This window comes from Pseudomonas neustonica, from assembly GCF_003797945.1.
GTDB classification, from domain to species: domain Bacteria; phylum Pseudomonadota; class Gammaproteobacteria; order Pseudomonadales; family Pseudomonadaceae; genus Halopseudomonas; species Halopseudomonas neustonica.
Genome location: NZ_RKKU01000009.1, coordinates 37,649 through 62,333, shown reverse-complemented (window position 1 = coordinate 62,333; position 24,685 = coordinate 37,649). Strand labels below are relative to the sequence as shown.

The 24,685-nt window shown below is 57.0% G+C and carries 21 protein-coding genes; 14 read left to right on the top strand and 7 right to left on the bottom strand.

All coding sequences use genetic code 11. The features are described 5' to 3' along the window. Positions 1–143: 143 nt before the first annotated feature. From EF096_RS09465 to EF096_RS09435, 7 genes are all read left to right on the top strand, one after another. Positions 144–1,550: a glutamine synthetase family protein gene (locus EF096_RS09465; protein WP_123889382.1), complete on the top strand. Its 1,407-nt coding sequence runs from the start codon at positions 144–146 to the stop codon at positions 1,548–1,550. Positions 1,551–1,628: 78 nt separating this feature from the next. Then, positions 1,629–2,894: an NAD(P)/FAD-dependent oxidoreductase gene (locus EF096_RS09460; protein ID WP_123889381.1), complete on the top strand. Its 1,266-nt coding sequence runs from the start codon at positions 1,629–1,631 to the stop codon at positions 2,892–2,894. 11 nt (positions 2,895–2,905) lie between these two features. Next, on the top strand, positions 2,906–3,538 hold the full coding sequence (locus EF096_RS09455; RefSeq protein WP_123889380.1) for a TetR/AcrR family transcriptional regulator: 633 nt from the start codon (positions 2,906–2,908) through the stop codon (positions 3,536–3,538). Further along, entirely contained in the window at positions 3,535–4,314 is a 780-nt protein-coding gene (locus EF096_RS09450; RefSeq protein ID WP_123889379.1) for a M90 family metallopeptidase, read from the top strand. The genes EF096_RS09455 and EF096_RS09450 overlap by 4 nt, the downstream gene beginning before the upstream one ends. Positions 4,315–4,489: 175 nt before the next feature. Then, positions 4,490–5,368, top strand: a complete 879-nt coding sequence (gene aguB / locus EF096_RS09445) for an N-carbamoylputrescine amidase (protein WP_123889378.1) — start codon at positions 4,490–4,492, stop codon at positions 5,366–5,368. A 6-nt stretch (positions 5,369–5,374) separates the two neighbouring features. Beyond that, positions 5,375–6,475: an agmatine deiminase gene (aguA, locus tag EF096_RS09440; protein WP_123889377.1), complete on the top strand. Its 1,101-nt coding sequence runs from the start codon at positions 5,375–5,377 to the stop codon at positions 6,473–6,475. 143 nt (positions 6,476–6,618) lie between these two features. Beyond that, positions 6,619–7,977, top strand: a complete 1,359-nt coding sequence (locus tag EF096_RS09435; protein ID WP_123889376.1) for a hypothetical protein — start codon at positions 6,619–6,621, stop codon at positions 7,975–7,977. A 92-nt stretch (positions 7,978–8,069) separates the two neighbouring features. Here EF096_RS09435 and argH read toward each other — a convergent pair whose 3' ends face one another. Next, a complete protein-coding gene (gene argH / locus EF096_RS09430) occupies positions 8,070–9,464 on the bottom strand; it encodes an argininosuccinate lyase (RefSeq protein ID WP_123889375.1) in 1,395 nt (464 codons plus the stop codon). Positions 9,465–9,550: 86 nt separating this feature from the next. On the opposite strand from argH, the gene EF096_RS09425 reads away from it, so the two are divergent. From EF096_RS09425 to EF096_RS09400, 6 genes are all read left to right on the top strand, one after another. Continuing rightward, positions 9,551–10,633: a sensor histidine kinase gene (locus EF096_RS09425; RefSeq protein WP_123889374.1), complete on the top strand. Its 1,083-nt coding sequence runs from the start codon at positions 9,551–9,553 to the stop codon at positions 10,631–10,633. Between the two features lie 3 nt (positions 10,634–10,636). Beyond that, positions 10,637–11,392, top strand: a complete 756-nt coding sequence (locus EF096_RS09420) for a LytR/AlgR family response regulator transcription factor (protein ID WP_123889373.1) — start codon at positions 10,637–10,639, stop codon at positions 11,390–11,392. A 72-nt stretch (positions 11,393–11,464) separates the two neighbouring features. Continuing rightward, positions 11,465–12,403, top strand: a complete 939-nt coding sequence (gene hemC, locus EF096_RS09415) for a hydroxymethylbilane synthase (protein WP_123889372.1) — start codon at positions 11,465–11,467, stop codon at positions 12,401–12,403. Then, entirely contained in the window at positions 12,400–13,161 is a 762-nt protein-coding gene (locus EF096_RS09410) for a uroporphyrinogen-III synthase (protein WP_123889371.1), read from the top strand. The genes hemC and EF096_RS09410 overlap by 4 nt, the downstream gene beginning before the upstream one ends. Before the next feature lie 11 nt (positions 13,162–13,172). After that, a complete protein-coding gene (locus EF096_RS09405) occupies positions 13,173–14,372 on the top strand; it encodes a uroporphyrinogen-III C-methyltransferase (RefSeq protein WP_123889370.1) in 1,200 nt (399 codons plus the stop codon). Further along, positions 14,365–15,600 (top strand): heme biosynthesis HemY N-terminal domain-containing protein, encoded by a 1,236-nt coding sequence (locus EF096_RS09400; RefSeq protein WP_123889369.1) that lies wholly within the window; start codon positions 14,365–14,367, stop codon positions 15,598–15,600. The genes EF096_RS09405 and EF096_RS09400 overlap by 8 nt, the downstream gene beginning before the upstream one ends. Here the strand turns inward: EF096_RS09400 and EF096_RS09395 are convergent. From EF096_RS09395 to trxA, 5 genes are all read right to left on the bottom strand, one after another. Next, on the bottom strand, positions 15,564–16,310 hold the full coding sequence (locus tag EF096_RS09395) for a substrate-binding periplasmic protein (protein ID WP_123889368.1): 747 nt from the start codon (positions 16,308–16,310) through the stop codon (positions 15,564–15,566). The two genes, EF096_RS09400 and EF096_RS09395, sit on opposite strands and share 37 nt — an antisense overlap. 81 nt (positions 16,311–16,391) lie before the next feature. Further along, on the bottom strand, positions 16,392–17,360 hold the full coding sequence (locus EF096_RS09390; RefSeq protein ID WP_123889367.1) for a CDP-6-deoxy-delta-3,4-glucoseen reductase: 969 nt from the start codon (positions 17,358–17,360) through the stop codon (positions 16,392–16,394). Positions 17,361–17,381: 21 nt separating this feature from the next. Next, positions 17,382–18,848 (bottom strand): 4-hydroxy-3-polyprenylbenzoate decarboxylase, encoded by a 1,467-nt coding sequence (gene ubiD, locus EF096_RS09385; protein WP_123889366.1) that lies wholly within the window; start codon positions 18,846–18,848, stop codon positions 17,382–17,384. 163 nt (positions 18,849–19,011) lie between these two features. After that, positions 19,012–20,277 carry a transcription termination factor Rho gene (gene rho / locus EF096_RS09380; RefSeq protein WP_123889365.1) on the bottom strand — a complete coding sequence of 422 codons (1,266 nt, stop codon included), beginning with the start codon at positions 20,275–20,277 and terminating at the stop codon, positions 19,012–19,014. 208 nt (positions 20,278–20,485) lie between these two features. Beyond that, positions 20,486–20,812: a thioredoxin TrxA gene (gene trxA, locus EF096_RS09375; protein WP_092286297.1), complete on the bottom strand. Its 327-nt coding sequence runs from the start codon at positions 20,810–20,812 to the stop codon at positions 20,486–20,488. A gap of 163 nt (positions 20,813–20,975) precedes the next feature. Here trxA and ppx point away from each other — a divergent pair, with 163 nt between their 5' ends. Further along, the gene (ppx, locus tag EF096_RS09370) at positions 20,976–22,481 is read left to right on the top strand and encodes an exopolyphosphatase (protein WP_123889364.1); all 1,506 of its coding nucleotides are present in this window, start codon (positions 20,976–20,978) and stop codon (positions 22,479–22,481) included. Here the strand turns inward: ppx and ppk1 are convergent. Further along, positions 22,460–24,679 (bottom strand): polyphosphate kinase 1, encoded by a 2,220-nt coding sequence (gene ppk1 / locus EF096_RS09365; protein WP_123889363.1) that lies wholly within the window; start codon positions 24,677–24,679, stop codon positions 22,460–22,462. The genes ppx and ppk1 overlap by 22 nt on opposite strands. Positions 24,680–24,685: the final 6 nt, after the last annotated feature.

Below are 24,685 nucleotides of genomic sequence, written 5' to 3'. Positions count from 1 at the left end.
AAATGGCTCTTGCGGCCTTATTTGGTGCAGTGTGCACCTATTATGTGCAGCTTTTGCTCTATTGACTCCATGCAGCCTTTCAGATTAACTCTGTCCTTGCGACTTTCGTGATTGATATATTTTACAAATATAGGTGACAACCCATGCAACCCCAAGCCGGAGCGGATGCTGTGACAGCGAACGAGCCCGTCAGCATCCAGGAAGCTGAGGCCTTTTTAGCCGAGCATCCGGAAATACACTTTATAGACCTGCTTATTGCAGACATGAATGGCATTGTGCGCGGTAAGCGAATTGATCGCTCTGCGCTGTTGAAGGCCTTTGAGAAAGGCATCGCTCTGCCAGCGTCGGTTTTTGCCTTGAATATTCAGGGCACGACAGTAGAAGAAACAGGACTGGGTCTGGAAATCGGTGACGCCGACCGGATCTGTTTGCCTATTCCGGGTACTCTTAATATAGAGCCCTGGCAGAAGCGGCCAACGGGTCAGTTGTTAATGACCATGTATGAGTTTGACCGCAAGACTCCCTTCTTCGCTGATCCCCGCTATGTATTGCAACGCATCGTCGAACGCTTTAAAGACCTCAAGTTGACCCCCGTATCTGCCTTCGAGCTGGAGTTCTACCTGATTGACCAGGAGAACCTCACCGGCCGGCCGCAGCCACCGCGCTCACCGATGTCTGGCAAGCGTCCCAACTCGGTTCAGGTCTATTCGATGGATGACCTTGACGAGTATGCAGAATTTCTTGAGGACGTCATCGAAGCTGCCCACGAGCAGGGCATCCCCGCTGACGCCATCGTGGCCGAATCGGCACCGGGGCAGTTTGAGGTGAATCTGCATCACGTGGATGATCCGGTTATCGCGTGCGATTACAACGTGCTGCTTAAACGGGTTATCAAGAACGTAGCTTACGACCATGAAATGGACACGACTTTCATGGCCAAGCCTTATTATGATCAGGCCGGTAACGGTATGCATGTGCATATCAGTCTGCTTGATGAGTTGGGGCATAATATCTTTTCGCCTAACCCCGACGGCACGCTCAGCGACAACCTGCGCTGGGCAGTAGGCGGCCTGTTGCAGACCTTGCCTGAGTACATGGCTTTCCTCTGTCCCAACGTCAACTCTTACCGTCGCTTTAGCCCGAGCTTCTTCGTGCCATGCGCGCCGACCTGGGGTATCGATAACCGCACCGTTGCTGTTCGGGTGCCGGGTGGCGAGCCTGAGGCCATGCGCATCGAGCACCGTCTGGCCGGGGCTGACGCCAACCCTTACTTGCTGATGGCAGCATTGCTTTCGGCAATTCATTACGGCATCAGTAATAAGGTTGAACCGCCGGAAATGACTGAGGGTAATGCTTATGATCAGCATGAAGCCTCATTGCCGACCAACCTGCGCGATGCCTTGCGCGCGCTGGAAACGTCGGAAGTGATGAAAGAGTACATCGGTGAGGAATACCTCGATGTGTTCGTGCTCTGCAAAGAGAGTGAGATGGAAGAGTTCGAGAAGACCATCTCCGATCTGGAATACATGTGGTATCTGCACACGGTTTAAGCAGTCGCTTAAAGCGGGTGACATTAGTAAAGACAATCCCGCCGCTTGGCGGGATTTTCTTATGGGCTGGGGAATGGCATGTCGATGAATGATTCCTGGTATCGCGCCAGTGTTGGCGATGTGACGCAGCGTGATGCCTTGCAGGGCGATATCACTACCGATGTTTGTATTGTAGGCGCAGGGTTTACTGGGCTCTCTGCCGCACTGGAGTTGGCCGAAGCCGGTGTGCGGGTCACGGTGTTGGAGGCTGAACAGGTTGGTTGGGGTTGTTCAGGCCGTAATGGGGGGCAGATTAACCCTGGGCTGGGCTGTGATCACGGCCGTGTCGTCGCCGAGCTTGGCGCGGACGATGCGCGTAAAGTCTGGCAGCTCACCCTCGATGGCGTTGAACTGCTGCGTAGTCGAGTGAAACGCCACAATATCGACTGCGACCTCAAGGCCGGCATTTTGCTGGTCGCAAACAAGGCGAGGCACGTTCCCGAATTGCAGAGCTGGCAGCATGAACTGGAAGCCTTAGGTTACGACCAGTTGGCGTTTTATGACCGCGATGCATTGCAGTCTCTGCTCAAGGCAGATTATCAGGCCGGTGTAATGGACTGGGGTGGTGGTGACTTGCACCCGCTGAAATATGCTCTTGGGCTGGCAAGCGCCGCCGAGGCTGCCGGCGCACAGATACTCGAACGTTCGGCGGTGCTCGGCTACGAAGAAGATGGCCGTACTGTAACCATTCGCACTGCTGCTGGTCAGGTGCATGCGCAGCATCTGCTTCTGGCTGGCAATGCCTATCTTGGCAAATTACTGCCCTGGTATCGCAAAGGCTTTATGCCGATTGGTAGTTACGTGGGTGCAACCAGGCCCCTGGGCGAGCTGGCCACGCAGTTGATACCGTCCCGTGCTGCCGTCTGCGATATGAATACGCTGATTGATTACTACCGCCTTAGTGCTGATAACCGGCTGCTATTTGGTGGTCGCGCCAGTGCGCGTGATGCTCAGCCGAACGCGTTGCGCGCAACCATGCGTGAGCGCATGGCGCTGGTTTTTCCGGCGCTGGCTGAAGAGGATTTTGAGTACTTGTGGGGTGGTCAGGTCGCGATGACGATGAGCAAGGCACCGGTTTTTGGTCGTCTGGGTCGGCGTACGCTTTTTGCGCAAGGGTACTCGGGGCAGGGCGTGGCGCTGGCGGGGATGGCTGGAAAGTTGATGGCGCAAACGGTGCAGGGCGACGCTGCTGGTTTTGATCTGATGGCGCGTGCGAAGCATTGGCCGGTGCCGCCGGGTGCCCCGTTACAGACTGCCATCAGAGCCTTGGCGCTGCTGTGGTATCGTCTGCAGGATAGCCGCTGAACGAGATTTTAATGAGCCGATCTGTCCCCAAACGCCGCGCCAGTAGTCAGGAGCGTATTGAGCGAATACTCCATGCCGCGCGGGAGTTGCTTGATCGGCAGGGCCTTGCTGACCTGTCGATCTATGCTATTGCCGAGCAGGCCGAGATTCCGCCTTCCTCTGTGTACCACTTCTTTCCGCAAACCGGTGATGTGCTCGTCGCTCTGGCGCAGCAGGTATTTGTCGAGCTGGATGCGCTTCTGCTGCAGCCGCTAGCGCCTGCGCCCGCGAACTGGATGGTCTTGGTCGCGGAGTTGGAACGGCGTTTTCAGGGCTACTACCAAAGCAACGCAGCGGCGCGCGAATTGTTATTGGGGGCACATGAACTCAGTGCCGTGCGCCAGGCTGATCGGCTGCATGATCGTCAGTTGGGTCGGCGCTTCCAGGACTGTCTTGAAGCGTTCTTCTCGCTGCCGGTGCTCCCTGCCGAGGTTGATATATTCACCTTGGCGATGCAGGCAGCAGACAAGCTGCTGGCGGTTGATTACCAGCAGCACGGCGAGTTGACACCGGCGATTTGTCAGGAAGCGACGCGCATGATGACGGCTTATCTGGGCCTGTACCTACCAGCCCTGTTGCCGCCAGCAAGCGAGGAGATGTCATGAGTTTGTTCAAACGTTTTGCCGAATGGCGTGAAGATCGCCAGTTGGCGGAGATGAATATCAGCCCTGAGTTGTGGCAGCAGGCTTTGGGCGACTGGGCAGTTTATCAAGGTCTAAGCGACGCGCGGCGTGCCAAGCTACAAGATCTGGCTCTGCGGCTACTACTGCGCAAGGATCTGCACGCGGCGGGGGATGCCGAGGCCAGTGATGAGCTCTGTTTGCGTATCGCCGGTATGGCGGTGGTGCCGGTACTGGAGCTTGGGCTGGACTGGTATGACCGTTGGCATACGCTGATTCTCTATGACGGCCCTTTTCGGGCCGAGCACAGCTGGCGAGATGAAGCGGGCGTGGTGCATGAGGGCGAACGTGCGCTGAGCGGTCAGGCCTGGCTGCGCGGCCCGGTGGTGCTGTCGCTGGCTGATGTTCAGTTGTCCGGTCAGCGTGATGGCTATAACGTGGTTATTCATGAGCTGGCGCATACTCTGGACATGCGGCATGACGGCGCCAATGGAGCTCCGCCTTTACACCACGGCATGAGTCCGGCGGCCTGGAAGCGCGATATGACTGCCGCCTGGGATGATCTGGGTCACCGCGCTGCGGCTGGTCAGCCACTGCCGATCGACGCCTACGCGCTGGAGGCGCCTGCGGAGTTTTTTGCGGTACTGTCCGAGACCTTTTTTGAGCGCCCGGCGCTGCTGCGCCATACTTGGCCAGAGGTTTACCAGCATCTGGCCGATTTTTATCGACAAGATCCGCTCGATAATGGCCGCCAAGCTTGATGGTTCTTGTGCATTCGTCTGCCGGGCTATTCGTTTCGCCTTGATGTAGCTGTTGTGGCAGATAAAAATCGATATATAAGTGTTGTTTTATTCATATTTGTTTTTTGGTTGATTGATTTGCCGATATTTATCGAATATAAAGAGTGAGATTTATTTACTCAATCAGGAGTGAGACATGCCCCGTACCGTCACTGTTGCTGCAACCCAGATGAGCTGTTCCTGGGATCGTGAGGCCAATATTGCTCAAGCTGAAAAGCTGGTGCGTGATGCTGCTGCGCAAGGCGCGCAGATCATCCTGATTCAAGAGCTGTTTGAAACCCCCTATTTTTGTCAAAAGCCCAACGCGGACTATTTACAGCTGGCGACAGCCGTCGACAACAATCCCGCCATCGCTCACTTCCAGGCCTTGGCGAAGGAACTGAGCGTGGTGTTACCAATCAGCTTCTTTGAGTTGGCGGGGCGTGCGCGCTATAACAGCATCGCCATTATTGATGCCGACGGCAGTAACCTGGGTGTTTACCGCAAGAGCCATATTCCGGACGGCCCGGGCTACCATGAAAAATACTACTTCAATCCCGGTGACACCGGTTTCAAGGTGTGGCAAACCCGCTACGCGAAGATTGGCGTGGGTATCTGCTGGGATCAGTGGTTCCCGGAATGCGCCCGCAGCATGGCGCTGATGGGAGCCGAGGTGCTGTTCTATCCGACCGCAATCGGCAGCGAGCCGCACGACCCCGGCATCAGTTCGCGTGATCACTGGCAGCGTGTGCAACAGGGGCATGCAGGCGCAAACCTGATGCCGCTGGTGGCCAGCAATCGCATTGGCAAGGAGGTGCAGGGCGACTACGACATCACCTTCTACGGTTCCTCGTTCATCGCTAACCAATTTGGTGAGAAGGTGCAGGAACTGAATGAAACCGACACCGGTGTGCTGGTGCAGGAGTTCGATCTGGATGCACTGGAACACATTCGCAGCGCTTGGGGCGTATTCCGTGATCGCCGGCCCAACCTGTATGGCCCGATTAAAACGTTAGACGGTTCACTGGAGTCCTGAACGCCCATGTATACCCTGCATAGCACACCTCGTCAGGATGGTTACTCCATGCCCGCTGAATGGGCACCGCATAGCCAGACCTGGATGATCTGGCCCGAGCGACCGGATAACTGGCGTGAGCAGGCTGCGCCGGCGCAGACGGCTTTTGCCGAGGTGGCCAAGGCGATTGCCGGCTTCGAACCCGTGACTGTTTGCGCCAGTGCGCAGCAGTATGCCGCTGCCGCGGCAGTGCTCGATCATCCAGGCATTCGGGTCATAGAGTTGAGCAGCAATGATGCCTGGGTGCGCGATACTGGCCCGAGTTTCGTGGTCAATGGTCAGGGTGGCCTGCGCGGCGTTGACTGGACCTTCAACGCTTGGGGCGGTGACAACGGCGGGCTTTATGCAGATTGGGCGCTGGATGATCAGGTGGCAGACAAGATTCTGGCGCTTGAGCGTTGCCCGCGTTATCGCACCGAGGGTTTTGTGCTCGAGGGTGGCTCTTTTCACGTTGACGGCGAGGGGACGCTGTTAACCACGGAGGAGTGCCTGCTTAACGCCAACCGTAATCCGCACTTACAGCGTGAAGAGATTGAACTCTTGTTGGCGGATCACTTGGGTGTGAGCAAGGTTATTTGGCTCCCATCCGGCCTCTACAATGATGAGACCGATGGGCACGTCGACAACTTTTGCTGCTTCGTCAGGCCCGGTGAGGTGTTGCTAGCCTGGACCGATGACGAGTCCAACCCCAATTACGATCGTTGCCAGGCTGCTGCCAGGGTGCTTGAAACTGAGCGTGATGCTCAGGGGCGGGAGTTGCTGGTTCATCGTATACCTATCCCGGGCCCCCTCTTTGCGACGCAGCAAGAGTGTGCCGGTGTGGCTGTTGTACCCGGCAGTCAGCCGCGTGACCCCGCAATTCAGCTGGCCGGCTCCTACGTCAACTTCCTTATCGTCAATGATGGCGTCGTTGCTCCTGCTTTTGACGATCCGCAGGATGAGGTGGCGCTGGAAATATTGCAGAGACTGTTTCCTGAACGGCGAGTCGTGACTGTGCCCGGGCGTGAGATATTGCTTGGTGGTGGCAATATCCACTGTATTACCCAGCAACAGCCAATATCAGGCTAGAAAACGGGAGTGGCGCACATACCCAGAACCGGTAGTGGAGCGACCACTGCCAGATGGGGCATAATCTTCCTTTCTTCACTAGCGCGGCAAGGGTGTCTTTTTGGCACTTGCTCAGGATGTTTCAACTTCCAGAAGGATTTTGCATGCGGTCTTCTCTTAGCTTTCCGTTCTCTCGTACCACTCTCGCACTCGGCTTGGCCGTTGCCCTTTCGGGTTGTGCTGGCATGAATGCAGCGACTAATGTCTCCAGCACTGAACCTTCTCGCCTGCAGGGCGAAATAACCAGTTCAAGCCCAATCAACGTTAATGATGGCTCGCGTTATCAGTCCTTTTACCTAAATCTTAAGGCGGGCGAGTTAGTTCGTGTGCGTCAGACTGGCGCGTTGGAAAATGCCGTCCTGACGCTGGTCGATGACAGAGGTCAACTTGTAGGAGGTCCAAGCCAAGGGTCTCTGCACCTGGCTCCGGAAACAACGGGCAAGTATCGACTGGGTGTTAGTGGTGGCTCGGATAATGGTTATGGTCCATTTACGCTAGAGCTGGATACGATTACCGCACAAAATGGCGGCGATCTGCAGGTTGATGAATCTGTATTCGGTCTGTTGTCTCGTAATCAAAACGCCAACGACTACCAGCTCACTGTTGGCGAGGCGGGGCTGTATGAGATCAACCTGGGATCAAGTGAGCTTGATACTGTCCTCAAGCTCAGCGGTGGTGGCCTGGAGTTGGAAAATGACGATACTGCCCAGTCAACCGACTCACAGCTGGTAACACAATTGCAGCCAGGTATTACTTACACAGTTACCGCCACCGCTCTAGATCAGCCACCGGAAGGTACTTACGATTTGCAGGTTGGTCGCAAGGCATTACCTGAGGGGGTGGAGCTAACCAACGGTGGTGAAATTAGTGTAGGTCAGACCATTAACGGTTTGGCCGATAGCGGTGAGAAGCATTACCGGATAAACATCACCGAACGCGCTCTGCTCCGTGTCAATATGAGTTCCAGTGATGTGGATAGCTACCTGAAGCTGCAAGGCCCGAGTGTTAATGCTGAGGATGACGATAGCGGCGATAATTATGATGCCCAAATTACCGCGTTGGTTCAGCCCGGTAATTATCGTATCTCCGCGTCTACCGTGAACGGCGCCGCAGGCTTGTTTACGCTGACCAGCTCTGTGCGGGCGGTCAGCAGTCGAAGTGACCGCGTTCGCCCTGGAGAAGCGGTAGCCGGACGTTTGCGCGGTGACCAAGGTAGCCAGGTCACGCTGGTCATCAGCGAGCCGGGTTTTTACCAAGTTGATCTGGTCTCATCCGACTTTGATGCCGTGCTGCACATGGAAGGTCAAGGTATGGATCTTGAGGATGACGATGGTGCCGGTGGTACCAACTCGCGTATCGGTCGTTATCTGGACGCTGGCAGCTACCGTTTGACGGCCAAGTCTTATGAAAACGGCAAAACAGGTGACTATGTGTTGTCGGTCGAGCAGACAGACGAGGGCTAGTTGTTAGCCATTAAAAAGCCCGCCGAACGTATGTCCGGCGGGCTTTTTTGTGCGCAGTAACAAGTGGCGCCGCTTGGCGCGGCGCACTTTAGTCAGCGGTTTAGCTGCTCGCGGCCACGCGTTACCGCAGCGAGCACCTGAGCCGGTGCTGTTCCGCCGATATGGTCGCGCGCGTTTACCGACCCCTCCAGCGTCAATACCTCAAATACGTCCTGTTCAATCTGGTCGCTGAACTGGCGTAGCTCTGCCAAGCTCATTTCTGCCAAGTCTTTCTTGTGGTCTACACCGTACTTGACCGCGTGACCTACGATCTCGTGGCAGTCCCGGAATGGCAGGCCTTTACGCACCAGATAGTCGGCAAGGTCGGTCGCGGTTGAGAAGCCGCGCAGTGCTGCTTCACGCATAACCTCTACGCGTGGCTGGATGGCCGGGATCATGTCGGCGAAGGCGCGCAAGCTGTCACGCAGGGTATCGACCGCATCAAACAGCGGCTCTTTGTCTTCCTGGTTGTCCTTGTTGTAGGCCAGTGGCTGGCTTTTCATCAGGGTCAGCAGGCCCATCAGGTGACCGTAAACACGCCCGGACTTGCCGCGCACCAACTCAGGGACGTCCGGATTTTTCTTCTGCGGCATGATCGAGGAGCCGGTGCAGAAGCGGTCGGGCAGTTCTATAAAATTGAATTGTGCGCTGGTCCAGAGCACCAGCTCTTCAGAGAAGCGTGACAAGTGCATCATTGCTAGAGCAGCAGCAGCGCAGAATTCGATGGCAAAGTCGCGGTCGGATACCCCGTCCAGCGAGTTGCCGGAAACGGCGTCAAAACCGAGTAGCTCGCAGGTGATATTGCGGTCAATCGGATAGGTGGTACCGGCGAGTGCCGCGCTACCCAGAGGCATGCGGTTGACGCGCTTGCGGCAGTCCAGAAGACGCTCACGGTCACGGCTGAGCATCTCGAACCAGGCCAGCAGATGATGGCCGAAGGTCACTGGCTGTGCGGTTTGCAGGTGAGTAAAGCCGGGCATAATGATCGCATTGTGGCGCTCAGCCTGGTCGAGCAGGCCGGTTTGCAGTCGCGCGAGCTCAACCAGGATGATGTCGATTTCTTCGCGCAGCCAAAGGCGAATGTCGGTTGCTACCTGGTCGTTGCGTGAGCGTCCGGTATGCAGCTTCTTGCCGGTGATGCCGATACGGTCGGTCAGCTGGGCTTCGATGTTCATGTGCACATCTTCCAGCTCGACACGCCAGTCGAACTGGCCGTTTTCAATGTCAGTCTGGATCGCGCGCAGGCCTTCGATAATGGTGTCGCGCTCGGCATCGCTGAGTACGCCGACTTGAGCCAGCATGGTGGCGTGGGCGATGGAACCCTGGATGTCGTGCTTGTAAAGGCGCTTGTCGAAATCCACCGAGGCGGTAAAGCGGGCGACGAAGGCATCAACCGGTTCGCTGAACCGGCCACCCCAGGATTGATTTGTTGTCTGGTCTTGGCTCATATGTCGGTTTTTCCGCGGCAAGTAAAAGCCCATAGCATATCATTTCACGCTTGCGCGATGGCGTCCGGCTGGCAGACACTTGGGTAATGAAGAACGGATTCTGGTCCTTGCTCAAGCAACCTTATGCCGGGGAAGATTTTTTCCTCCCCGACCTGTGCTCGTCTGTTGCCGTTTTTACCCTGGTGGTGTTGGCGCAACTGGTGGTGCTGGTCTGGGTTTTGGCGCAGCCGGCAGTAGATGGCTTCAACTGGCTGGGGCTGGCAATGGCCTCTTTGTTCGTACAATGGGTGGTATTGCTCTCGGCGGCGTTGCTTTGTCGCCTGCGCAGCTGGATGCAGCGCCGACCGCTGGGGTTGGCGATTGCGGCTTGCTTTGCCGTGGTCGTGGGATTGACGCTCGGCTTTACGGTAATAGGTGACTGGATTGTCTATCGTGGTATGTCAGGCCCCTTTCACTGGCAAACCGAGCAATTGCTCCGCCACGGCGTGATCGCGCTGATCATGACCAGTCTACTGCTGCGTTATTTTTATTTGCAGCAGCAGTGGCAGCGCCAAAGTCAGGCCGAGTTGCGTTCTCGCCTGCAGGCGCTGCAATCGCGAATCCGTCCGCACTTTCTGTTCAACAGCCTCAACAGCATAGTCAGCCTTATTGCCAGCGACCCGGACAAGGCGGAGCAGTCGGTGCTGGATCTTTCCGATCTTTTTCGTGCCAATCTGGGTAGTGCCGACAGTCTGGCGACCTGGGCTGAGGAGCGACGCTTATGCGAAGGCTATTTACGTATAGAACAGTACCGTCTGGGCGACCGTATGCGCGTTATCTGGCACGTGGCGTCCTTGCCGGATGCCACACCCATGCCATTGTTGACGTTGCAGCCCCTGCTGGAGAACGCCATTCTGCATGGGCTGCAACCGCGACTTGATGGCGGCGAAATTGTTATCACTGCCGAGTACGCCGATCAGCAGGTTGAACTTATGGTGCGTAACACCTGTCCTGAAGAAACGGGCAATCATCAGGGTGCGCGGATGGCGATGGAGAATATCCGTGCACGCTTGCAGACGCTGTTCGGTGAAGAGGCTAAGGTCGAGCTTTGGCGTGAGGGCTCATGCTTCTTCAGCAGGCTGGTCTATCCTTGTAGGCAAACGTCTTCACTACAGCAGAGAAGTCATTGAGGCATGAAAGTACTGATCGCTGACGATGAACCCTTGGCGCGCGAGCGCCTGGCCCGGCTGGTTAGCGCGCTGCCTGGCTATCAGGTCCTGCCAGATATGGCCAGTAATGGTCACGAGACTCTGCGCTTGGTAGCAGAGTTGCGGCCGGATATCCTGCTGCTGGACATTCGCATGCCTGGCCTGGATGGCTTGCAAGCGGCCGCAAAGCTCTGTGAAAGCAGTGACGCGCCCGCCGTGGTCTTTTGTACCGCGCATGGTGAATACGCACTGGATGCATTCGCGGTCAGCGCGGTGGGCTATCTGCTGAAACCGGTGCGTAGCGAAGATCTGGCCAGCGCGCTGGCCAAGGCACAGCGGCCTAATCGCATGCAACTGGCGAGCCTTGGCAAAGCCAGTGACCAAGGTGAAACCGGGCAGGCGCGTAGTCACATCAGCGCACGTACACGTAAGGGTATTGAACTCATCCCGATTGAGGATGTGCTCTATTTTATTGCCGACCACAAGTACGTCACCTTGCGCCATCTCGGCGGCGAGGTCCTGCTTGACGAGCCGCTAAAGTCGCTGGAAGAAGAGTTTGGCGACGAGTTTGTCCGTATTCATCGCAACGCACTGGTGGCGCGCCGGCGCATCGAATGCCTTCAGCGCACGGCCATGGGCCATTCCGAATTACGCCTGAGGGATCTTGAGGGCGAGACTCTGACGGTCAGTCGCCGCCACGTGCCGGGGGTGCGCCGTTTGATGGATCATCTGCAAAAGTGATGCGTCAGCGACCCGCATGGATGCCCGGAAGGTCATGGCGTATCATGCAGGTTGGTTTTTAATGAGAATCCCATGACTCGACATCTGCGAATTGCCACCCGCAAGAGCGCTTTGGCCCTGTGGCAGGCCGAATACGTCAAAGCGCGCCTCGAACAACTCGATCCTTCCGTGCAGGTTAGCCTGGTGCCCATGGTCAGCCGTGGCGATCAGCTACTTGACTCGCCGTTAGCCAAAATTGGCGGTAAGGGCCTGTTCGTCAAGGAGCTGGAAACGGCGATCATCAATGACGAAGCCGATCTTGCCGTGCACTCCATGAAGGATGTGCCCATGCAATTTCCCGAAGGCCTTGGGCTTTATGCGATTTGCGAGCGTGAAGATCCGCGCGATGCCTTTGTGTCGAATCATCACGACAAGGTTGATGCGATGCCGGCAGGCAGTGTCGTCGGGACTTCCAGTTTGCGGCGGCAAGCGCAGCTGATGGCGCGTCGCCCAGATCTGACAGTGCGTTTCTTGCGCGGCAACGTGAATACGCGTCTGGCCAAGCTGGATGCTGGCGAGTACGACGCGATCATTCTGGCCGCGGCCGGTTTGATGCGCTTGGGTTTTGATTCCCGCATACGTTATGCCATGCCGCCGGAAGAAAGTTTGCCGGCCGGTGGCCAGGGCGCAGTCGGCATTGAGTGTCGCACCAGCGATACGCAGTTGCATGCGCTGCTGGCGCAGATGAACGATGAAGACAGCGCGTTGCGTGTGCGCGCGGAACGAGCGTTGAATACTCGCCTTAACGGCGGGTGTCAGGTACCCATCGCCTGCTATGCCGAACGTGCCAATGGGGAAATATGGCTGCGTGGGCTGGTTGGCGATCCGGATGGAACCCGCCTGCTCCGGGCTGAAGCGGTTGGAGCCGAGTCCGATCCTGAAGCATTGGGTATTTCGGTCGCCGAGGATTTGCTTGGCCAAGGCGCGCAAGCCATCCTCGACGCCGTCTATGAAGGTGAGCCGCCGCGGTGAGTAAGTCCGTGTTGCTCACTCGTCAGCAGGAGGATAATCAGCGGCTGGCCGAACAGCTCCAGCAGCAGGGTGTTAGCAGTGAAAGCCTGCCACTACTGGAGCTTGCGCCCCTCACTGAGACGGGCGAACAGCGTCGGTTGATGCTCGAGCTTGACCGCTATCAGGTGGTTATCGTCGTCAGTCGGCTGGCGGCGATCCTGGGTCTGCAGCGACTGGATCAGTATTGGCCGCAGACGCCGGTCGGTATCGACTGGCTGGCGGTGGGCCCCGGCAGTGCCAAGCCGCTGCAGCAGTTTGGTTTGCCGGTGCAGTTGCCAGGTGATGGTCAGGACAGCGAAGCATTGCTGCGGTTGCCGCTATGGCAGGCGCATTTTTCTCGTGCGGACCTTAAGGTCTTGATATGGCGTGGCCTGGGTGGTCGCGAGCATCTCGCCGATCAGGTTCGCGCTGCAGGCGGTAAGGTCGACTATCTTGAACTCTATGAGCGGCGCGTCGCAGAAGGTTTGTCTAGCGGGCTGTCGCTCATGGCTGCGCGGGGCGTTGGTGGAATAGTGGTGCTCAGTAGCCAGTCGTTACTGTATTGGCACGAGGCGGCGGGCGCCGACTGGGAGCGCCAGCGCAATTGGCGCTGCTGGGTGCCGAGTGCCAGGGTTGCGGCACAGGCCACTGACCTTGGGTGTCACGATGTAGTAATCTGCAAGGGTGCAGATGATGCAGCCATCGTCGAGGCTGTGCGGGCACACCCGCTGAAGGACTAAAGGGGAAAGGCGTGGAACCAACAGAATCGAATAACAAAACGGATAACGGCACAGCGTCGAGCGCTGCAGAACCATCATCTGCACCAGCGGCCTCGAATGACAAGGCAGAGTCGAAGACGTCTGCGTCCGCGGCCAAGCCGGATGCCGTTCGTAAGCCAGCCAAGCCTGGCGTGCCGCCCAGGGCCAAATCTCCCGGTAATGGGCGGGGGCTAGGCTGGTTGGCACTGTTGGTTGCTCTTGTAGCTCTTGGCTTTAGTCTGTGGCAGTGGCAGCAGCGCCAGGCACAGCAAGTGCAGATGCAAGTCTTGCTCGAGCAAGTGCAGGCGGGCGGTGAGCAGCGCTTGCAGCAAATGAATGGCCGCCTGGAAGGCGTGCCACAGGGCGATGACTGGCAGTCCATGCAGCGGCTGGTAGCAGAAATGCAGCGCAGTCAGCAAGCCATCGGCGAGCGACTGGATATATTGCAGGGTGATGGTCGAGAAGACTGGAAGCTGGCTGAAGCTCAATATCTGTTGCGCCTGGCTTCGCTGCGCTTGCTGGCGGTGCAGGATGTAAACGCGGCGCGCGAGCTGCTGGGTACGGTAGATGGCATCCTCAAGTCGATGCCGGACAGTGGGCTCTACGGCGTTCGTCAACAGTTGGCGCAATACCAGGCACAGCTTGAAGGTCTACCGGAGCTGGATCGTCCTGGTGTCTTTCTGCGTCTTGCCGCGCTGCGTGACCAGGTTGAGCGCTTGGTGCTGTTACCGGTCCCCGAGTTTGATCCGGATGAAGTTTCAACTGAAGAAGAATACGCTGATCGCCTGCAGCGCCGCGATCGTTGGGATCGCGTGCTGATGCGCCTGGAGCGCTATGTCAGGGTTGATTTCCAGCGCGGCAAGGTGATTACGCCTCTGCTGGACGAAGCTGAGATGCAGCGCGTCCAGCGCACCTTGCAGTTGACCATGGAGCAAGCTCAATGGGCGGCCCTGCGCGGCGAGACTGAGGTGTATCAAGCTAGCCTGACACAGGCTGAAAAGATGTTGTCGCAGTATTTCGAGCTGAAAAATTCGCAGGTTCAGGGCATGCAGAAGCAATTGCAGGAGCTGCATGAGCAGGCGGTGAGCTTGAATCCGCCTGAGTTGGCGCCGCTGCAGCAAAGCTTGGCTACTTATATTCAGAATCGACGTTCTGCCTCTGCGGCTAAACAGTCGGAGGCCGGCGATGAGTAAAAGCTATATAGCGGTTCTCGCTGTTCTGCTGGTGGCGGCTTTATTGGGCATGGCGATCGCGGAAGATCCTGGGTATTTGTTGATTGCCTGGCGTAATGTCTCGATTGAAACCAGTATTTGGGTTGGTTTTGGCTTTCTGCTGGCGCTTTGCCTACTGATCTTGCTGGTGCGGGCGGTGATCCGCGTGATTAATGCCTCGGGACGCCGCATCAACCCCTGGTCGCAGCGCAACCTTCAGCAGCGAGCCAACGTGGTGGCGACTCGCGGGTTACTGGAGTTTGCGGAAGGGCACTGGAAGTCAGCGCTGCGGCTGTTGAAAAAATCCGCACCGCATGCTGAATTGCCGTTGATCAATTACCTGGTTGCTGCCAGAGCTGCGCAGGAGATGGAGGACTATAGTGAGTGCGACAGCCTATTGCGCGAGGCCTACGAAACGACCCCCAAGGCTGATGTTGCCATTGCTATAACCCAGGCGCAGTTGCAGATCGCTCGAGGCCAGCTTGAACAGGCGCTGGCGACCCTTACTCGGTTGCGCAAGGATCATCCCAAACACCTTTATGCGCTCAAACTGATGAGTCAGGTGTATTTGCGTCTGGAGGATTGGGAGCGTCTGCTTGAGTTGTTGCCAGAGTTACGTAAGCAGCAGGTGCTTAAGGCGGCCGATCAGGATGCGTTGGAGTATCAAGTTCACAGCGCTCTGCTGCAGCAGGCGGGCCAGCGCGCCGCACCTGCCGATGTGAACCCGGCCAGCCTGGTTATCGCTGCGTGGGAGCAGATGCCCAAGCGTATGCACGACGATCCCCTGGTAGTGGAAGCGTACTGTCTTCAGTTGCGCGCCAAGGGTAGCGATGTATTGGCTGAGGAAGCGCTGCGAAAAGCTTTGCAGAGCAGTTACAACGACCGGCTGATGAATTTGTATGGTTTGCTGCAAGGTCGCGACGCTGCGCGTCAGCTGGCTACAGCAGAACAATGGTTGCAGAGTCATCCGAATAACGCGACCTTGCTTTTGGCCGCGGGACGTCTGGCTCAGCGAAACAGCTTGTGGGGTAAGGCAAGGGATTATCTGGAAGCCAGCTTTGCCAGTAAGCGCGATATCCAGACTTGCGCCGAGTTAGCGCGTTTACTGGATCGCATGGGCGATAGTGCCGGAGCTCAACGCACTATCCGGGACGGTTTTGAGATACTCGAGGATCACTTGCCGGCGCTGCCGCTCCCGTCTTCGGTCTGACTCTGCGGGTTGTGCGCTTGGAGTGTCTTTAGTCCGCGATTCAGCACTTCACGCGCATGGTTTGCCTCGGGGCCAGAGACGAAGCAAACATGCAGTGTGAGTTCAGCCAACGGCATGGGGTGATATGTTAGTGCTGTCGGGCTTTGACGTAGTTCGGGGTCATTTTCCAGCCAGTACGCCATGACCTCGCTATCGATCACGGCGAAGTCGATGCGCCGGTACAGTAGTTTTAGCAGGTTGAGTCGATCGCTCGCCGCCTTTTCAACCTGTAGTTTTCCTTCAGACACTTTTTGGTCAAACTCGGGAGAGTTGTTGTAACCGCTGACAACGCCAATTTTATAATCGGCAAGATCGTCAATGCTATTCCAGCTAAGCACACTGTCCTGGCGCTGAGCCATGACCAATAGGCTGGTGCCGAGGCTTTCCGAGTAATTGCAGCTTGCACCTTGTGAGCGGTATACCGGGAAGTAGCCAGTCTGCGCGGAAAGCGTCTGTGCTGACTTTATAGCCCTGTTCCAAGGCATGAAATTGACCTTTAGGGGCTGTCCTTGGCTCATCAGTGCCTGCCTGATGAGCTCGATATTGACTCCCTGTCCAGGCCGGCCGGCGCCGGTATAGGGTGGCCACTCGAGGGTGTTCAACTCTATCGCTGAAGCGGGTAATGTCGTCAGCCATAGGTTGAGAGCGCACAGGGTCAGGAGTTGGCGCATGATTCCTCTTGGCTGACAGGTTTAGCCTAACCATCTTTCATGCCAGTGTATGTGCGGACCCGCTAACTGTCATCCTATGCTTCAACGCGGCGCGTACGCAAAGGCGTCAGCGTGCATTTGCGTCGCTGGCATGCCTGCGTCTACCAGGGCATCCAGGGTGGCATACACCATCGCTGGGGAGCCGCTGACAAAAAAACGGTAACCCGCCAAGTCGGCGATGTCTTCGCAGATTGCCTGATGCAGTAGCCCTTCTCTTCCTGTCCAATCAGCCTGGTCACTGACAACCTGATGCAGATGCACGTTGGGCTGTGCTTGCCACTGTGACCAATGCGGCGCTTGATAGAAATCGGCACTATGCCGTACGCCCCAGTAAAGATGGATTGGCTGTTTGAAGCCTTGGTTCAGGCAGGACTCGATCAGGCTTTGCATCTGAGCCAAACCAGTACCCGCAGCAATTAGTACTAGCGGCTGGTCCGGCAATACGCGAGCGCATGCATCTCCGAAGGGCGCTTGAACGCGAGCAATACGGTGTTTTTGCAGGTACTCAATCACGGCGTGAGTGACTGGGTCACGATTCAGTATGTGTAGCTCAAGAGTGCGCTCCTCTTGAGGTGCTGACGCGATGGAAAACGCCGCAGGTTCTGCGCCGTCGCGCTCCAGCAAAAGATACTGACCGGCGTGATAGCGCAATGGCTTGCCTGCGGGCAGGCGCAGGCGCACGCGCCAGACATCGGCGCCAATGTTGACGCACTCGCTGACCTGGCAGGCGAGCTCTCGCACTGGTAGCTCGCCTGGGGCAAGTATCCCCTCCCATTGCAGCTCACAGTCGCTTGTGGGCTCTGCCACGCAGGTATAGATGTCGCCGCTATCGGTATGGCTGCCATCGGCAAGCATAACGCTGCCGCTTAACAGGGTCGCACCGCAAACATGGCAGTTGCCGTTGCGGCAGCTCTGCGGGGCGTCAAAACCCAGCCGCCGTGCGGCATCCAGAATGCGCTCGCCGGGTTGGATGTCCAGGGTCAAGCCTGAAGGTTGTAGCGTGACTATCATTAAGTTCTCAACAAGGTCTCATCAATCGATGCCCAGCTCTGTCCATAGAGCATCGATGCGTTGTTTTACGTTCTCATCCTGGTGAATCGCGGTGCCCCATTCGCGACTCGTTTCGCCTGGCCACTTGTTGGTGGCGTCCAGCCCCATCTTGCTGCCAAGACCGGAAGTGGGGGAGGCAAAATCGAGATAGTCGATTGGCGTATTGTCGATCATCACGGTGTCACGCTTGGGATCCATGCGTGTGGTGATGGCCCAGATAATATCGTTCCAGTCGCGAATGTTAATATCGTCGTCAACTACGATCACAAATTTGGTGTACATGAACTGGCGCAGGAAGCTCCAGACGCCCAGCATCACCCGCTTGGCGTGGCCCGGGTACTGTTTTTTTATCGACACCACCGCCATGCGGTAAGAGCAACCTTCGGGCGGCAGGTAGAAGTCGGTGATCTCGCTGAACTGCTTCTGCAGCAGCGGTACGAAAACCTCGTTCAGTGCAACGCCGAGTACCGCAGGTTCATCCGGCGGCCGGCCAGTATAGGTACTGTGATAGATCGGCTTTTCGCGCTGCGTTATGCGTTCAATGGTAAATACCGGAAAGCGATCAACCTCGTTGTAGTAGCCGGTGTGATCGCCAAAAGGGCCTTCATCGGCCATCTCGCCGGGGTGTATGACCCCTTCGAGTACGATTTCTGCACTGGCGGGTACCTGAAGATCACTGCCGCGGCATTTGACCAGTTCGGTACGCTGTCCGCGTAGCAGGCCAGCAAAGGCGTATTCCGACAGGCTGTCTGGCACCGGGGTAACGGCGCCGAGTATGGTTGCCGGATCGGCGCCCAGGGCCACTGCAATCGGGAAGGGTTCGCCAGGGTGCTTCTCCTGCCACTCCTTGAAGTCGAGCGCGCCGCCACGGTGGCTTAGCCAGCGCATGATGACCTTGTTGCGCCCTATCACCTGCTGGCGATAGATGCCCAGGTTCTGGCGTTCCTTGTGGGGCCCCTTGGTGATCACCAGTCCCCAGGTAATCAGCGGTCCAGCGTCGCCTGGCCAGCAGGTCTGCACCGGGATCCGGCCAAGGTCGACGTCGTCACCCTCGAACACGGTCGCCTGGCACGGCGCGTCGCGCACTACCTTGGGGGCCATGTTGATGATCTTTTTGAAGATCGGCAGTTTGGACCAGGCGTCTTTCAATCCCTTTGGCGGATCGGGTTCTTTCAGAAAAGCCAGCAGCTTACCGATTTCACGCAGTTCACTGACGCTCTCTGCACCCATGCCCATGGCGACACGCTCAGGCGTACCGAACAAGTTGCCGAGTACCGGCATGTCATAACCTGTGGGGTTTTCAAATAGTAATGCGGGGCCGCCCTTGCGCAGCGTGCGGTCGCAAATTTCAGTCATTTCCAGGATTGGAGAGACTGGAGTCTGAATGCGCTTGAGTTCGCCGCGCTGTTCCAGGCCCTTGATGAAATCACGTAAATCGGAGTATTGCATCTGAGCTTCAAGCCTCAAGCGGCAAGCGGCAAGCTGTTTGAGGCCAGCTTGCCGCTTGGAAGTTTGACCTGCTGCCATTTCGCCAACAGAACGGCGGCAGAAACAAGGCAAAGCGCTACAAGCCTGTGCGGTCCGCTTGAGGCTTGTAGCTTACAGCTGAGGGTTAGTTCTTGCTGCGCTTCATCGATTGGAAGAATTCGTCGTTGGTCTTGGTGTCTTTCAGACGGTCCAAGAGGAATTCAATCGCGGCAACTTCATCCATGGAGTGCAGAATCTTGCGCAGAATCCACATGCGTTGCAGCTCATCTTCGCTAGTGAGCAGCTCTTCACGGCGAGTGCCGGAGCGGTTGATGTTGATCGCAGGGAAGGTGCGTCGCTCGGCAATCTTGCGATCCAAATGGATCTCCATGTTGCCGGTACCTTTGAATTCCTCGTAGATGACTTCGTCCATCTTCGAGCCAGTATCGACCAGTGCGGTGGCGATAATGGTCAGGCTGCCGCCTTCTTCGATGTTGCGCGCAGCGCCAAAGAAACGCTTTGGCTTCTCTAGGGCGTGGGCGTCGACACCACCGGTAAGCACCTTGCCGGAGCTGGGGATTACGGTGTTGTAGGCACGAGCCAGACGGGTAATGGAGTCGAGCAGGATGATGACATCTTTCTTGTGCTCAACCAGGCGTTTGGCCTTTTCGATCACCATTTCGGCTACTTGTACGTGGCGACTTGGTGGCTCATCAAAGGTAGAGGCAACCACTTCGCCGCGCACAGTGCGCTGCATCTCGGTTACTTCTTCCGGGCGCTCGTCGATCAGCAATACGATCAGGTGGCACTCGGGATTGTTGCGTGCGATGTTCGAGGCGATGTTTTGCAACATCAGCGTCTTACCTGCTTTGGGCGGTGCCACCAGCAGGCCGCGCTGGCCTTTGCCGATCGGCGCACACAAGTCGATGATGCGGGCCATGAGGTCTTCAGTGGCACCGTTACCGGCTTCCATGACCAGGCGCTCATCAGGGAAAAGCGGGGTAAGGTTTTCGAACAGAATCTTGTTCTTGGTGTTTTCCGGGCGATCGAAGTTGATCGAATCGACCTTCAGTAGCGCAAAATAGCGCTCGCCGTCTTTGGGCGGGCGGATCTTGCCGGCGATGGTGTCGCCTGTGCGCAGGTTGAAGCGACGGATCTGGCTGGGCGAGACGTAGATGTCATCAGGGCCAGCCAGGTAAGAAGAGTCAGCTGAGCGCAGAAAGCCAAAACCGTCTTGCAGGATTTCCAGGACACCATCGCCATGGATATCTTCGCCACTTTTCGCGTGTTTTTTCAGAATGCCAAAGATCACATCCTGTTTTCGCGAGCGACCCATGTTTTCCAGGGCCATCTGGTTAGCGATTTCGAGCAGTTCGGTAATGGGTTTTTGTTTGAGTTCAGTCAGGTTCATAGGGTCGGTGAGCAATAGTTTTGTCGGCAGGATAGGGTTGGTTTTCGGCCGCCATTTGGAATGGGGCGATGAGTTGGCTGTAGAAAAAATGAGCCACTGTCGCAGGGGGCGACCGGAAGTTGGAAAGCAAATCTAGCACCGCTTTGCCGCGGAGTCTAGGTTTTAGCAGAAAAATGCGCCCCAGCTTTTTTGGGCTGGGGCTGAGACATCAGATATTGCTGTCGAGGAAGGCTGCCAACTGAGATTTGGACAGAGCGCCGACCTTGGTCGCTTCGACATTGCCGTCCTTGAACAGCATTAGCGTCGGGATGCCCCGTACGCCATACTTAGGCGGTGTGTCGGTATTCTCGTCGATGTTCAGCTTGCAGATTTTCAGCTTGCCGTTGTAGTCCTTGGAAATCTCGTCCAGAACCGGGGCAATCATCTTGCAGGGGCCACACCATTCTGCCCAGTAATCAACCAGGACGGGGGTGTCAGACTTGAGCACTTCTTCTTCGAAGCTGCCGTCTGTGACATGCACTATCAAATCGCTCATGCGTTTCTCCAAGGGTTTTAAAATACATAATTGGCCCATCATAGCACCACCCAAGCGCGAAGCGGAAGCTGATGGATTCTATGCTCCGTGAAGCTTGCGCAGCAGACAACTGTCACCTCGCGGGTGGTAGAATCGGGACACAACCGACTTAAGGGACAACTGCATGGCTGATTCACATCAGAACGATTTCTCGTTGATAGCGGCGATTGACCTGGGCTCCAACAGCTTTCACATGGTGTTGGCTCGGGTTGATCAGGGCGAGATACGCATTCTGGAGCGCCTGGGTGAGAAGGTGCAGTTGGCGGCGGGACTGGATGAGAACCGCATGCTCAGCGAAGAGGCTATGCAGCGGGGTCTTGACTGTCTCCGTCGTTTTGCACAGTTGATCAACGGGCTGCCATCGGGCGCGGTCCGTATTGTCGGCACTAACGCGCTACGTGAAGCGCGTAATCGTGGTCAGTTCATTCGGCAGGTGCAGCAGATTCTTGGCCATCGCGCAGAGGTGGTTTCTGGTCGGGAGGAGGCCCGTCTGATTTATCTCGGGGTATCGCATACATTGGCCGACGACTCCGGTCGTCGCCTGGTTGCGGATATTGGCGGCGGAAGCACTGAGTTTATTGTCGGTGAACGTTTTGAGTCGCTGCTGCGTGAAAGTCTCAATGTCGGTTGTGTATCTTTCAGTCGGCACTTTTTTGCTGACGGCAAGATTACTGCCGCGCGCTACAGTCAGGCGTATACCGCAGCGCGGCTGGAGTTGATGAATATTGAGAAAGCCATCCATCGGCTCGGCTGGACCGAGGCAGTGGGTGCCTCGGGTACGATTCGCACTATTGGTCAATGCATTCAAGCCGCCGGTAAAGGTCAGGGCGAGGTGACCCGTGAGGGGCTGCAATGGCTCAAGCGCAAGGTGCTGAAGGCAACGCATGTTGAAAAACTGGATATTCAGGGCCTGAAGGCTGACCGTCAGCCTATCTTGCCGGCGGGACTGGCTATTTTGGAAGCGATGTTTGATGCCTTGGGTATTGAAAGCATGGCGCACTCAGAGGGGGCCTTGCGTGAAGGCGTGCTCTATGACTTGCTGGGTCGTCAGCAGCACGAGGACGTTCGCGAGCGGACGCTCAGTGCATTGATGGAGCGTTACCACGTCGACATGGAGCAGGCAGCCAGGGTTGAGGCCAAGGCGCAGCGTTTAATGCACAAGGTGGACGAGCAGTGGCACCTGTCGGTCAGCAAGCAGGCTGATTTGCTGATCTGGGCCGCGCGGGTGCACGAAGTGGGGCTGGATATTGCGCATCACCAGTTCCATAAGCACGGTGCTTACCTTATTGAACATTCCGATCTGCCCGGTTTCTCCCGGCAGGATCAGCAGGCACTGGCGCTACTGGTGCGCGGTCATCGACGCAACCTGCCCAATGCCGAGCGTCTCAGTGAGTTTGGCGATGACGCCGGGACCTTGCTGCGGTTATGCATGATTCTGCGGCTGGCCATTCTCTATCACCACATTCGTGGTAATCAGGACATGCCTGAGCTGGCCGTCGAGGCGGGGCAGGACTACTTGATTCTGCACTTCCCCGAGGGCTGGCTCGAAGCCAACCCGCTGACGCAGGCTGACTTCGACCAGGAAGCCCTGTATTGGGCCAAGGCCAGTTACAGGTTGACGGTACGCTGAGGTGAGTTGGCCAGTTTTTCCAGCAGTGCGTTCTGCGCGCTGCGGGCAATCTGGTTGCCGCTGGGCGAGCTAAGCACGTAGGAACCATCACTCTGCAGTATCCAGCTACGCGTGTTGTCAGTCAGAAACACCTGTAGCTCCTGCTTGGCGCGGGTGATCAGCTTCTTGCCTTCCAGCGGGAAGCAAGTCTCTACGCGCTTGTCGAGGTTACGCTCCATCATGTCGGCGCTGGACATCCACACCTGATCCTGGCCGTCGTTGAGGAAGTAATACACCCTACTGTGTTCAAGGAAGCGGCCGATAATCGAGCGCACGGTGATGTTGTGTGAGACGCCGGGTATACCGGGCCGCAAGCAGCACATGCCGCGAATGATCAGGTCAATCTTGACGCCCGATTGCGAGGCTTTGTACAACGCCTTGATGATCTTGGCATCGGTCAGTGAGTTGGCTTTGGCAATGATATGCGCAGGCTTGCCAGCCAGGGCATTCAGGGTCTCGCGGTTGATCAGTTCGAGCAGGCGTTTTTTCAGTGTGAAGGGCGCTTGCAGCAGCTTCTTCATACGCTGGGTCTTACCCATACCGATCAGCTGGTTGAATAGCTTGTGCACATCTTCAGTGAGCGCCAGGTCCGAAGTCAGAATGCTGTAGTCGGTGTACAGGCGCGCATTGCCAGCGTGATAGTTGCCGGTACCCATATGTACGTAGCGCTTCAGGCTTTTCTCTTCGCGGCGCAGGATCAGCATCATCTTGGCGTGCGTCTTGAAGCCGACCACACCGTAGATCACCACAGCCCCGGCCTGCTGCAAGCGGCTGGCCAGCTGCAGGTTCGACTCTTCGTCAAAGCGTGCCCGCAGCTCGATTACCACCGTCACTTCCTTGCCGTTCCGCGCGGCCTCAACCAGGGCGTTGACGATCTCGGAGTTGGCGCCGGTGCGATACAGCGTCTGCTTGATCGCCAGCACATTAGGGTCTTGTGCCGCCTGGCGTAGCAGGTCGACCACCGGGCTGAAGGACTCGTAGGGATGCTGCAGCAGAATGTCCTGCTTGCTGATGGCCTGGAACAGATTGTCGGCACTCGACAGCAGCTTGGGAATTCCCGGGCTAAAGGTAGGGAATTGCAGCTCGGGATGATTTTCCAGTCCGGTAATGGAGAATAGCCGGGTCAGGTTAACCGGGCCGTTGACCTCATACAATTCGGCTTCGCTCAAACCAAACTGGCGCAGCAGAAAGTCGGTCAGTGGTTTTGGGCAGTTATCCGCTACCTCAAGGCGAACAGCGTCACCGTAGCGGCGTGAGAGCAACTCGCCGCGCAGTGCGCGTGCCAGGTCGTCGACTTCATCAGGGTCAACGATCAGGTCGGCGTTGCGCGTCAGGCGGAACTGATAGCAGCCCAGAACTTTCATGCCGGGGAACAGGTCGTCGGCATGTGCGTGAATCATCGACGACAGGAATACAAAGTTATCGCCGCCATCGCATAGCTCTTCTGGCAGGCGAATCAGTCGTGGCAGCGAGCGCGGCGCAGGGATGATCGCCAGGCCCGAGTCGCGACCAAAGGCGTCGATGCCTTCGAGTTGCACGATGAAGTTCAGGCTCTTGTTGACCAGCAGCGGAAAGGGATGCGTCGGGTCCAACCCTATGGGGCTGATAACCGGCGCCACCTGCTGGCGGAAGAAGCGGCGAATCCATAATGTCTGCTTGTGAGTCCATTGGTGGCGGCGAACAAAGCGGATACCTTTTTCGCTCAGTGCGGGCAGTAGGATGTCATTGAGAATGCTGTACTGACGACTGATGTGCTGGTGTGCAATCTCACTTATTTTGCTCAAAACCTGCTGCGGCTGCAGACCATCCGGGCCGGTTTGCTCGCGAGCGAAGGTGATCTGTTTTTTCAGGCCAGCAACGCGAATTTCAAAGAACTCATCCAGGTTGCTGGAGAAAATCAGCAGGAACTTGAGTCGCTCCAATAGCGGGTAGGACTCGTCCAGTGCCTGCTCAAGTACGCGGATATTGAACTGCAGCTGTGACAGCTCGCGGTGAATATAGAGCTCTGGCGCGTTGATGTCGGCCATTGGCGCGGGATCCATAGGCTTTTCGCTAACGGCTGCCGGGCGTGGCAGCAACTCAACTTTGGGCGCTGTCTCTGCGTTACTTGTGGTCGCTTCCTGCGGGTTGCTTTCGCGGCTGCTGTTGAGCTCTGGCATGGGGGC

Excerpts from the sequence above, each read along its gene's own strand:
- ppk1 (WP_123889363.1), bottom strand. The coding sequence starts at position 24,679 with ATGCCAGAGCTCAACAGCAGCCGCGAAAGCAACCCGCAGGAAGCGACC.
- rho (WP_123889365.1), bottom strand. The coding sequence starts at position 20,277 with ATGAACCTGACTGAACTCAAACAAAAACCCATTACCGAACTGCTCGAA.
- aguA (WP_123889377.1), top strand. The coding sequence starts at position 5,375 with ATGTATACCCTGCATAGCACACCTCGTCAGGATGGTTACTCCATGCCC.
- EF096_RS09420 (WP_123889373.1), top strand. The coding sequence starts at position 10,637 with ATGAAAGTACTGATCGCTGACGATGAACCCTTGGCGCGCGAGCGCCTG.
- EF096_RS09435 (WP_123889376.1), top strand. The coding sequence starts at position 6,619 with ATGCGGTCTTCTCTTAGCTTTCCGTTCTCTCGTACCACTCTCGCACTC.
- trxA (WP_092286297.1), bottom strand. The coding sequence starts at position 20,812 with ATGAGCGATTTGATAGTGCATGTCACAGACGGCAGCTTCGAAGAAGAA.
- EF096_RS09460 (WP_123889381.1), top strand. The coding sequence starts at position 1,629 with ATGTCGATGAATGATTCCTGGTATCGCGCCAGTGTTGGCGATGTGACG.
- EF096_RS09455 (WP_123889380.1), top strand. The coding sequence starts at position 2,906 with ATGAGCCGATCTGTCCCCAAACGCCGCGCCAGTAGTCAGGAGCGTATT.
- EF096_RS09390 (WP_123889367.1), bottom strand. The coding sequence starts at position 17,360 with ATGATAGTCACGCTACAACCTTCAGGCTTGACCCTGGACATCCAACCC.
- EF096_RS09395 (WP_123889368.1), bottom strand. The coding sequence starts at position 16,310 with ATGCGCCAACTCCTGACCCTGTGCGCTCTCAACCTATGGCTGACGACA.
- EF096_RS09465 (WP_123889382.1), top strand. The coding sequence starts at position 144 with ATGCAACCCCAAGCCGGAGCGGATGCTGTGACAGCGAACGAGCCCGTC.
- hemC (WP_123889372.1), top strand. The coding sequence starts at position 11,465 with ATGACTCGACATCTGCGAATTGCCACCCGCAAGAGCGCTTTGGCCCTG.
- ppx (WP_123889364.1), top strand. The coding sequence starts at position 20,976 with ATGGCTGATTCACATCAGAACGATTTCTCGTTGATAGCGGCGATTGAC.
- ubiD (WP_123889366.1), bottom strand. The coding sequence starts at position 18,848 with ATGCAATACTCCGATTTACGTGATTTCATCAAGGGCCTGGAACAGCGC.
- argH (WP_123889375.1), bottom strand. The coding sequence starts at position 9,464 with ATGAGCCAAGACCAGACAACAAATCAATCCTGGGGTGGCCGGTTCAGC.
- aguB (WP_123889378.1), top strand. The coding sequence starts at position 4,490 with ATGCCCCGTACCGTCACTGTTGCTGCAACCCAGATGAGCTGTTCCTGG.
- EF096_RS09450 (WP_123889379.1), top strand. The coding sequence starts at position 3,535 with ATGAGTTTGTTCAAACGTTTTGCCGAATGGCGTGAAGATCGCCAGTTG.
- EF096_RS09400 (WP_123889369.1), top strand. The coding sequence starts at position 14,365 with ATGAGTAAAAGCTATATAGCGGTTCTCGCTGTTCTGCTGGTGGCGGCT.
- EF096_RS09425 (WP_123889374.1), top strand. The coding sequence starts at position 9,551 with ATGAAGAACGGATTCTGGTCCTTGCTCAAGCAACCTTATGCCGGGGAA.